Here is an 8595-nt window from a genome sequence, read left to right as displayed (position 1 = left end):
ACAAAGCGGCTCAAGGATCCCTGGAACGCCACCGGGATCACATCGGTGGCGCCGTTGCGGTGCTTGGCGACGATGAAGTCGGCCTCTCCGACGCGGGGGGAGTTCTTGTCGTAGGCGTCCTCCCGGTGCAGCAGGATGACGACGTCGGCGTCTTGCTCCAGCGAACCCGACTCGCGCAGATCGGACAGCATCGGACGCTTGTCGGTGCGCGACTCGGGGCCACGGTTCAACTGGCTCAGCGCGACCACCGGCACCTCGAGCTCTTTGGCGAGCAGCTTGATCTGCCGGGAGAACTCCGACACCTCGAGCTGGCGGCTCTCCACCTTCTTGCCCGACGTCATCAACTGCATGTAGTCGATCACGATCAGCTTCAGATCGAACCGCTGCTTCAGCCGGCGCGCCTTCGCGCGAATCTCCATCATCGTCAGGTTCGGGCTGTCGTCGATGAACAGCGGCGCCTGCGACACCTGGGCGGTCTTCGCCGCGACGCGGCTCCAATCCTCCTCTTTCATCTCGCCCTTGCGGATGTGATTCAGCGGCACCGACGCTTCCGCGCTCATGAGGCGCATCACGATCTCCGATTTCGTCATCTCCAAACTGAAGAAGACGCTGCACAGGCCGTGCTTGATGGACGCCGACCGCGCAAAATCCAACCCCAACGTCGACTTGCCCATGCCCGGACGCGCCGCCACGATCACCATCTGGCCCGCGTGCAGCCCGTTGGTCAGATGATCGAGATCGATGAACCCCGTCGGGACGCCCGCCATCATGCCGTGCTGGCTGAGCGACTCCATCTCATCCAGCGTCAGTTCCACCAGCTCGGACAGCGGCTGATAATCCTCACTCGTCTTGCCCTCGGCGACCTCATAGATCACCTGCTGCGCCCGATCGACGATGCCGTTCACATCGCCCTCGGCCTGATAGCCCATCTGGCTGATCTTCAACGACGCATCCACCAGCCGCCGCAACGTCGCCTTGTCGCGCACGATCTCCGCGTAATACGTCGCATTCGCCGTCACCGACACGCTCGACACCAGATCGTGCAGATAGATATGGCCGCCCACCTGCGCCAGCTGCCCCCGCTTGCCCAGGGTGTCGGCCACCGTGATCGCGTCGGCCGGCTCGCCGCGACCGTACAAATCCATGATCGCGTCGTAGATGAACTCGTGCGCCGGACGGTAGAAATCCCGCCCCTTCAACACCTCGGTGACCTCGCCGATCGCATCCTTGCTCAGCAGCATCGCGCCCAACACGCTCTGCTCGGCCGGCAGATCCTGCGGCGGAGTCCGATCCACGTACCCGCCTCGCGACTGGTCGCCGAACTGAACCACAGCCTCCGCAGACATCTCACTCCTCGCTCACCGCCGTCAGACCCACCCTGACACCCGGGACTGACAAAACCGCGCCACCCCGCGCGCACGCCCCGAAACGCGTCGTGGGTGCCGGCACTGCTGCCCCCCACGCAAGGCCCTCCAGGCGTCGTGCGAGCCAACGTAGACCGGCCCGCGGTCCCCGCCAAACCGCCCCCTGTGGATAACTTGTGGACCAATGTGGAGAGACACCCCTCCCTTGTGTACGACACGCGGTAGTAACAGCCCCTGACTGAAGAGTGAACGGCCCAATTCGACTCCGACAAGCCCAAACGATGCGCGGGGGGTGTGGATTTCAAGTTCAGTCCCCAGCAAACAGCACGTGAACGGGGCATTGACAAGCCCTCCGTTGCGCGTGCTAAGGCGTAAAGAATCTCTCGTCATCCACAGGATTCACTTAAGCCTGTGGACTTGTGAATCATACCCTTGGGGGGTATCGTGACGGCCGTAGGGAGGCTCCTATGAGTGCTGACGACCACACGTCGACCACGAGAGATTTTACCGGCGCGGCGGCGTCCGTCGACGACCTCGCGCCTCGCGAGACCCCGGGCGGAGAGATCGTCGACGGGCCGGGGGAGGACGTCCACCCGGGCGGCCAGCCCGGCGCAGACGCCCACGATCCGGCCGTCGGGCACGGCTACATCGGCAATAAAGAGGGCTATCTTCGCCGGCTCCGCCGCATCGAGGGCCAGGCCCGCGGCATCGAGCGCATGATCGACGAAGAGCAGTACTGCATCGACATCCTCACCCAGATCTCCGCGACGACCCGCGCGCTGCAGTCCGTCGCGCTGGGCCTGCTCGAAGACCACATGAACCACTGCGTCGTCTCCGCCGCCCGCGCGGGCACGACCGAGGCGCAGGAGAAGATCGCGGAGGCGTCCGACGCCATCGCGCGGCTCGTGCGCTCCTGACCGGCGGGCGCCCCGGCGCCCGATCGCGGACGCCGCTGGCGTCCGTCCTCAGAACCCAGCAAACCCCGACCCAAACCCGAAGGAGAACCCATGAGCGACCAGCACTCCGGCTGTGGCTGCGGCTGCGGCGAGACCAAGGAGACCGTGCAGGTGACCACGTCGTCGTCCAGCAGCTCCAGCAGCAGCTCGTCCAGCACCGGCTGCAACTGCCCGCCCGACTGCGACTGCGGCTGCCAGGAGGGCAAGCCCTGCACCTGCGGCGAGGGTCACTCCGGGCCCCAGGCCACGGCGTCCAAGACGAGCGGCCCCGAAGGCGACGTGAAGGCGCATTACACCGTCAGCGGCATGACCTGCGAGCACTGCGTGAAGGCCGTCACCGACGAGGTCTCCGAGATCCCCGGCGTCACCGGCGTCACCGTCGACCTGGCCAGCGGCTCCCTCGACATCACCTCGAACGAGCCCATCGACTTCGACCGCATCGTCGAAGCCGTCGACGAAGCCGGCGACTACACCGTCGCCTGAGCCAGCCCGACGCCCGACACCGCTTCCGACACCGCTCGGCACCACCCCCAGCCATCCCCGCGCCGCCCCGGCGGCGCAGCCCGACGAGCCCCACGCCGCGCCCGACCGGGGGCGCGGCGTCCGGCCCGGCCGGAGGCGTCCTCGAACCGCCGCGACCACCCGACGACCGGTCGCCGGCGCACCGAGACCCGACGCCACTCCCTGCCAGGGCTCCCCGGTCCTCGCGACCGGCTCGGCCCCGCGGACGCCCACCGCGTCCGCCGGCCGTGCACCGCGTCCACCGGAGACCCTCCGCTCCCCAGGAGGACCCATGTCTCACCAGCCCGCCACCGCCCGGCAGGCACCCCCGGACGCCGCCCGCGACTCCGTCGAACTCGACATCACCGGCATGACCTGTGCGTCCTGCGCCGCCCGCATCGAAAAGAAGCTCAACAAACTCGACGGCGTCTCCGCGTCCGTCAACTACGCCACCGAGCGCGCCAAAGTGCTCCACCCGGCCGCCACCACCGTCGACGACCTCATCGCCGTCGTCGAAAAGACCGGCTACGGCGCCTCCGTGCCCACCCCCGAAACCCCGCCCGTCGACCACGTCACCGGGCTGCGACGCCTCGTGATCGCCTCGGCGACCCTCAGCGTGCCCGTCATCGCGACCGCGATGATCCCCGCCCTGCAATTCCCAGGCTGGCAATGGGTGTCGCTCGTCCTCACCCTGCCGATCTACCTCGTGTGCGGCTGGCGGTTCCACCGCTCCACGCTCGTGAACCTCCGCCACGGCGCCACGACCATGGACACCCTCATCACCCTCGGCACCACCGCCGCCATGGCCTGGTCGATCTACGCCCTCACCGCCGGCGCCGGCGTCATCGGCTACACCCACCCGTTCGAACTCTTCCCGACCGACCACGACGGCATGGGCGGCATGGCGGCCCCCTCGATCTACTTCGAGGCCGTCGCCGCGATCACCACGTTCCTGCTCGCCGGACGCTTCGTCGAAGCCCGCTCCCGCCGCTCCAGCGGGGACGCCCTCCGCGCGCTCCTCGAACTCGGCGCCACCCAGGCGTCCGTGCTGCGCGACGGCGTCGAGCGGCAGATCCCCGCCGACCAACTCGTGGTCGGCGACCACTTCGTCGTCCGGCCCGGCGAGAAGCTCGCCACCGACGGCGTCATCGTGGAGGGCACCTCCGCCGTCGACGAATCCATGGTCACCGGCGAATCCGTCCCCGTCGAAAAGGCCCCCGGGGACGCCGTCGTCGGCGCGACCGTCAACGCCAACGGACGCCTCGTCGTCCGGACCACCCGCGTCGGCTCCGACACCCAACTCGCCCAGATGGCCCGCATGGTCGAGGAAGCCCAGACCGGCAAAGCCCCCGTCCAGGCGCTCGCCGACCGCATCTCCGGCATCTTCGTGCCCGTCGTCCTGGTGATCGCCCTCGTCACCCTCGTCAGCTGGCTCGCCGCCGGACGCGGCGTGGTCTTCGCCGCCACCGCCGCCGTCGCCGTGCTCATCATCGCCTGCCCCTGCGCCCTCGGCCTGGCCACCCCGACCGCCCTGCTGGTCGGCACCCTCCGCGGCGCCCAGCTCGGCATCCTCATCAAAGGCCCCGAGGTGCTCGAACACACCCGCGACGTCACCGCGATCGTCCTCGACAAGACCGGCACCGTCACCACCGGACGCATGGCCGTCGCCTCCGTGGTCGCCCTCCCCGGCGGCGACCACACCGACGCCGACGTCCTGCGCCTCGCCGGCACCGTCGAATCCGGCTCCGAGCACCCCATCGCCCGCGCCATCGCCGCGGCCGCGGCGTCCTCCGGCGGCCTCGGACGCCTCACCGCGTTCACCAACGAGCCCGGCGTGGGCGTCCGGGCGGACGTCGACGGCACCCACGTCGCCGTCGGACGCCCCGGCCCCGACCTCCCGCAGCCCCTCGCGGACGCCGTCGCCGCCGCCGAAGACGCCGGCCAGACCCCCGTCGTGCTGGTCGTCGACGACCGCCCGGCTGGCGTCGTCGCGGTCGCCGACCGCATCAAGGACACCTCCGCGGACGCCATCGCCGCCCTCAAAGGCCTCGGGCTCACCCCCGTGCTGCTCACCGGCGACAACGAACGCGTCGCGCGCACCGTCGCGGACGCCGTCGGCATCGACCAGGTCATCGCCGGCGTCCGGCCCGCCGACAAGGTGCGCGTCGTCGCCGACCTCCAAGGCCGCGGCCAGGTCGTCGCGATGGTCGGCGACGGCGTCAACGACGCCGCCGCCCTCGCGCAAGCCGACCTCGGCCTCGCGCTCGGCACCGGCACGGACGCCGCGATCGAGGCGTCCGACCTGACCCTCATGCGCGGCGACCTCCTCGTCGCCGCCGACGCCATCCGGCTGTCGCGCGCCACCCTGCGCACCATCAAGCAGAACCTGTTCTGGGCGTTCGCCTACAACGTCGCCGCGATCCCGCTCGCCGCGTTCGGCCTGCTCAACCCCATGATCGCCGGGGCCGCGATGGCGTTCAGCTCGGTGTTCGTCGTCGGCAACAGCGTCCGGCTGCGGAGGTTCGCGCCCCTGCGCTGACGCCTCCACCGCAGTGCGGGCGCCCCCCGCACCGCCGTATCCTGACCCCGTGCCCGGCCAGCCCAACTCCTCGCTGCTCCGCCAACTGGGGGCCAGCCTCCTGGTCGCCCGCCCCACCCCCGGACGCGTCCGGCGCGCCCTGCGCTGGGTCACGCCCGTCGCCCTCGGGCTCGTCGTGACCGCCCTGATCCTCGGGCCCGCTCAGGGCGCGATGGGCCTCCTGGGCGCCCAGGCCGCCAACGCCGGGCGCGACGACCCGATGCGGCGCCGCATCATCACCCTGCTCGTCGTCGGGACCGCGACGCTCGCGATCCAGGCGATCGGCCTCCTCATCGCGCCCCACCCGTGGCTCGTGCCCCCCGTCATGACGCTCATCACCCTCGGCGTCGTGTGGGTCTGGCACGCCCTGCACACCGGCCCGCCCGGCCCCATCAACACCGTCTTCGCCGGGGCCTTCGGCACCTACATGGGCACCCAGGGCTGGACCGTCGCGACCCTCCTGCCCGTCACCGCGCTCGCCTGGGGAATCGCCGCGGGGGCGTCCATCGCCATGCTGGCCCTCGACCCGCACGGCCCGCGCCACGAGGCCGTGGACGCCGCCGTCGAGGCCGCGGCGGCCTACCGCGACCGTCCGGCGGACCTCGAACGGAACGAGGCCGACCGGCTCCGCGCCCGCGCATGGCGCGCGATCGACGATGCGTGGAACAGCCTCCGCAAGGGCGTCGCCCCCGGCGTCCCGCTGCGGAGCGCCGAGGGCCGCCGCCTCGAAGAGCGCCTCAACGAGGCGCACCTCGAACTACTGCGCCTCGTGCGCACCGAGGTGTTCCCCGTCGACCGCGCTGCCGAGCGTGATCCGGACGCCGACGCGACCGGCTACGACCCCACCGCCCACCGCGAGATCCGCCCGCTGGGGCGCCCCTGCGTCCCCTACCTGCTCGCCACGGGCGCCCAGCGCGGGGCGCGCGCCTGGCTCGTCGCGATCCGCGGGGCGCTCGCCGTGCTGCTCGCGGCGTCCACAATGTTCTTCTCCCCGGTCGGGCACCCCTACTGGGCGATCCTGTCGGCCCTGATCGTGCTGCACATGGGCGCGTCCCGCGCCGACCTCACGATCCGGGCCGCCCACCGCATCATCGGGACCGGCGTCGGCGTCGGCGTCTACTTCGCGATCGTGCTGCTGCAGCCGAACGAATGGGTGCGCCTCGCCATCGTGATCGTCGCGATCTTCGGGCTGGAGGCCATGGTGACCGCCAACTACGCGATCGCGGTCATCTTCGTGACCGTGTTCGCGCTCATGATGACGCCCGCCACGTCGCCCGGCGAGATCGACAACCTGCTGCGCGACCGGTTCGTCGAGACCGTGATCGGCGTGGGTGCGGCGATGCTGATCGTGACGCTCGTCGGACGCCGCGCCCCGATGCTGCTCGTCCGGCGCCAATACCGGCTCACGCTGAACACGATGCTTCAGGTGCTGGGCGACATGGCGCGGGGAGAGCTGGCGTCCGGGCCGGCCGCCGAGCACCGTCGCAACCTCGTCTTCGAGCTGGGCCGGGCCGGCGACATCCTCGAGGCCGAACGCGACGACGACCCCGGCGGCCTCCGCCCCTGGGACGCCCTGCAGCGGCAGGTCTCCAGCTTCGGCTTCGACATCCTCGCCGCGAGTTGGCGGGCGCCCGGGCTCACCGTCCAGGCGGCGGCCGCCGCCGGGGCGTCCCTCCGGCACCTCATCGGCACGCTGCCGCCGATCTCGTCCAAACCCATCGACGTCACCACGACCGCCGAGCGCGTCCGCGGCGTCCACCGGGCCTTCCTGGACGCCGCCCGCGAGCCCGGCTGACGGGGGAGCGGCGTCCCTGCACGAACGCCGGAGAGGGTCAGCGGCCCTCGGGAAGCTGACCCATCGACCGCGCCTGGCCGTAGAGCCGGCGAATGCGGTCGTCCATGGGCGGGTGCGTCGCGAACAGGCGCGAGACGTCCTGCGGGCGGAACGGGTTCGCGATGAACGTGTGGCTGCTGTCGACCAGCCGCCGCGTCGGGGCCAGCGGACGGGCCTGCGTGCCGCGCTCCAGCTTCTCCAGCGCGGACGCCAACGCCAGCGGGTCGCCGGTGAGGGTCGAGCCGTCCTCGTCGGCGTCGAACTCGCGCGTCCGGCTGATCGCGAACTGGATGACGGACGCCGCCAGCGGCGCGAACAGCGCCGCCGCCAGGGTGCCGAGCAGCCCCAGCGGGTTGCCGCCCTGGTTGTTGCGGCCGCCGCCGAACATGGCCCCGAACGAGAGGGCCTGGCCGATCATCGAGATGAGGCCCGCGACGCCGGCCGCGATCGACCCGGTCAGGATGTCGCGGTTGTACACGTGCATGAGCTCGTGCCCGAGGACGCCGCGCAACTCCCGTTCGTTCAGCAGTTCGAGGATGCCCGCGGTCACGCACACGGCGGCGTGCTGCGGGTTGCGTCCGGTCGCGAACGCGTTCGGGGCCGCCGTCGGCGCGACGTAGAGCGCCGGCATCGGCTGGTTCGCCTTCTGCGACAGCTCGGACACGATCGCGTACAGCTGCGGCGCCTGCTGCGGCGAGACCGGCTGCGCGTTCATCGCCCGGATCGCCAGCTTGTCGCTGTTCCAGTACGAATAGAACGTGGTCGCCAGGCCGAAGAACCCGAAGAGGTAGATGTAGGCCGATGAGCCGGTGTAGGCCGACACCCCGCCGCCGATCAGCAGGAGGACGCCGAACATTCCGCCCAGCAGCAGGGCCGTCTTGAGGCCGTTGTTGTGTCCGTGCATGCTAGGGAAACGCCGTGACGGGCGGCCTCCATACCCGTGCGGGTGGATTCACAGGGTCGCCCTAGGGTTTCCCCGGGAGGCCGGCGACGTCCGGAGTGAATTGTTATGGCTTGGGAGGGCGTCCGGAGGGCCGTTGCGGCGGCGGTGGGCCGTCGTGAGCGCGCGTGGGTCCGACGGCTGGGAAGAGATGGCGACAGGGCGTCCGATTCGTGAGACGGGCGCTCGGCGCGGGGAAGGACCCCTTGTCGGGGCGCCCTTTTCTGACTCCGCGGGTGCCTAGATTCGAACCGACGGTTCCCCCTCACCCCCGGAGGTCTTCGTGTTCGTGTCGCAGCCGGCCGATGCCGGCGTCGGTGGTGCTGGCGATGTCGCTGTGCGGGGCGCCGTTGTGCGCGGACGCCGTGCGCGAGGACGCCGCGGGCCCGGCTTCGGGTGGGGCGCCCGCGAGCTGGGGTGAC

Annotated in this window: 5 protein-coding genes and 1 pseudogene; 4 read left to right on the top strand and 2 right to left on the bottom strand. The window is 70.9% G+C overall.

Features of this window, described 5'->3' with window-relative positions; genetic code table 11:
* On the bottom strand, nucleotides 1-1346 hold a 1346-nt coding region (gene dnaB / locus WMJ97_RS13195), incomplete at its 3' end, for a replicative DNA helicase (protein ID WP_347349464.1).
* A 485-nt stretch (nucleotides 1347-1831) separates the two neighbouring features.
* Between dnaB and WMJ97_RS13190 the strand changes: the two genes are divergently transcribed.
* From WMJ97_RS13190 to WMJ97_RS13175, 4 genes and pseudogenes are all read left to right on the top strand, one after another.
* Nucleotides 1832-2281, top strand: a complete 450-nt coding sequence (locus WMJ97_RS13190; protein WP_347349463.1) for a metal-sensitive transcriptional regulator — start codon at nucleotides 1832-1834, stop codon at nucleotides 2279-2281.
* Nucleotides 2282-2599: 318 nt separating this feature from the next.
* Nucleotides 2600-2800 (top strand): annotated as a pseudogene (locus tag WMJ97_RS13185) (cation transporter); the annotation flags it as partial.
* Between the two features lie 313 nt (nucleotides 2801-3113).
* The gene (locus tag WMJ97_RS13180; RefSeq protein ID WP_347349462.1) at nucleotides 3114-5360 is read left to right on the top strand and encodes a heavy metal translocating P-type ATPase; all 2247 of its coding nucleotides are present in this window, start codon (nucleotides 3114-3116) and stop codon (nucleotides 5358-5360) included.
* A gap of 49 nt (nucleotides 5361-5409) precedes the next feature.
* Nucleotides 5410-7194 carry an FUSC family protein gene (locus WMJ97_RS13175; protein ID WP_347349461.1) on the top strand — a complete coding sequence of 595 codons (1785 nt, stop codon included), beginning with the start codon at nucleotides 5410-5412 and terminating at the stop codon, nucleotides 7192-7194.
* Nucleotides 7195-7231: 37 nt separating this feature from the next.
* Here WMJ97_RS13175 and htpX read toward each other — a convergent pair whose 3' ends face one another.
* On the bottom strand, nucleotides 7232-8137 hold the full coding sequence (gene htpX, locus WMJ97_RS13170) for a zinc metalloprotease HtpX (RefSeq protein WP_347349460.1): 906 nt from the start codon (nucleotides 8135-8137) through the stop codon (nucleotides 7232-7234).
* Between the last annotated feature and the right edge of the window lie 458 nt (nucleotides 8138-8595).

The sequence above is a fragment of the Nigerium sp. genome (genome assembly GCF_039811905.1).
GTDB lineage: Bacteria > Actinomycetota > Actinomycetes > Propionibacteriales > Propionibacteriaceae > Propioniciclava.
This window is presented reverse-complemented; position numbering and strand designations above follow the sequence as displayed.

Coding starts and splice junctions, on each gene's coding strand:
- WMJ97_RS13190 (WP_347349463.1), top strand. CDS start 1,832: ATGAGTGCTGACGACCACACGTCGACCACGAGAGATTTTACCGGCGCG.
- WMJ97_RS13180 (WP_347349462.1), top strand. CDS start 3,114: ATGTCTCACCAGCCCGCCACCGCCCGGCAGGCACCCCCGGACGCCGCC.
- htpX (WP_347349460.1), bottom strand. CDS start 8,137: ATGCACGGACACAACAACGGCCTCAAGACGGCCCTGCTGCTGGGCGGA.